We start from the raw sequence: 1,547 nt of genomic DNA, 5'->3' as shown, positions 1-1,547 counted from the left end.
CTTCTGCCTGCTTCAGGATTGCGATAATCTGGCTTTCGGTATAACGGGATGTCTTCATGTAAAACCTCTAAAAATCATATTTAGAAAATTCTACTTATAAGTCCGATTATTTGCTGGGGGGATTACCACCTGACTCTTATAGCTATTCGAAATCAAGGTAAATTTCGCCAAAAACGCAATTAACACCCAGCGAAGTGGAATAATAAGAACCTATTTGTTGTAGACATTCTTTTTCTTTACGTCGTGCAATTTTAGTAGTATGGCTAGCTTTGATTCGCCTAATTTGAGAATGCATTCGTTTGTTAATTGCGTTTTTGGTTTTTGTTTTAATTTTATTCTTTTCCTTATGAAGCAATCTAACGAGTTACCAAGAAAATTTTGGATAGAAACACCCCTGGAAGCATTCTTACATTTTGTTAGGTCGCCACAGTATGTTGAATCATCACTTAGACCAATAGGTAAAGAAATAATCTCTGAGTCTTCAATTGAAGTCTACAGGGCCATGTTCACTCGATTTTTACTTTTTATATCCACACGAAGTCTGAATTTATTTACAGTATCCGCGACAGATATTTATGCATTCCTAGTAGCAGAGGAACAGGTAGGTGAGGGGTCACAGTTGATTTTACAAAGTGATATTCAATTCCGCTATATTCGCTTGTTAGAACGTGTCTTTACCCACTTACAGATAATCCCAAGGCCGACTGACGATTTACTATTTGGGAAGTTGAAGGAATATTATCGTTTAGATGGGCGCAATCACAAAACTGTTACGCTGACGCAAAGCGAAATCAAACAATTCCTCTTTGCTTTACCCGTACCTCAAGCAAAGGAGCGAGTCGGAAGACTAAGTGCGAATTGGAAAAGGCGTCGTGATCGTGCAATGCAGTGCATCGTTTTAGGTGCTGGCCTCACAGTATCAGAAGCCATTTCTTTGAACATAAATTCCATTGAAAAAATTCGTCAAATTGATGGCACGCTCAAAATATATGTAAGCGATCACTCCCAGCTAGATCAACCACGTGTACATGAAACTTTTATGCATGCTGAGTTAGTTCCGGAATTATTAGATTGGCTGAATGAAAGAAACAAACTATTCCCAGACAACCTAATTGTTTTTCCAGGTACAACAGGAAAAATGCTGGATAAGGCCACTGTGTATCGACAAATCAGAAAAACTTTTGAAGCGGCTAAAATTGAACTGCCGAGGAGAGGAGGTCGGACCTTGCGTAATACTTTCGCTGCTCAAGAAATTAGAGCAGGTGCTAGTAATGCTGAGCTGATCGAAAAGCTTGGGCTCAATGAGGAGCGTTCTTTGGAAATATATTCACATGCTGCGAAAGCAAAATAAAAATTATTGCCTCGTACATTTTGCATGTGTTCATTAAGTACAAAATTTGAACCATTGTTTTAGCAAGACCTAGGGTCTGTTGACGTTTGAACGTAAGCCTTTGAAAAAGAAAGGCAAACTCGTATTGTTAAGGTTTTCACACCGATCCAACACGAGTTTGCCATGCCCCGATTACTGCTCAATGACGAGCTCTGGT

At 39.2% G+C, this 1,547-nt stretch carries 1 protein-coding gene; it reads left to right on the top strand.

Features of this window, described 5'->3' with window-relative positions; all coding sequences use genetic code 11:
- Positions 1-259 precede the first annotated feature (259 nt).
- Positions 260-1,351: a tyrosine-type recombinase/integrase gene (locus tag H8K38_RS18185; RefSeq protein WP_186886263.1), complete on the top strand. Its 1,092-nt coding sequence runs from the start codon at positions 260-262 to the stop codon at positions 1,349-1,351.
- Positions 1,352-1,547: the final 196 nt, after the last annotated feature.

It is taken from the genome of Undibacterium sp. FT79W, from assembly GCF_014284215.1.
Taxonomy (GTDB): Bacteria; Pseudomonadota; Gammaproteobacteria; order Burkholderiales; family Burkholderiaceae_D; genus Undibacterium; species Undibacterium aquatile.
This window is presented reverse-complemented; position numbering and strand designations above follow the sequence as displayed.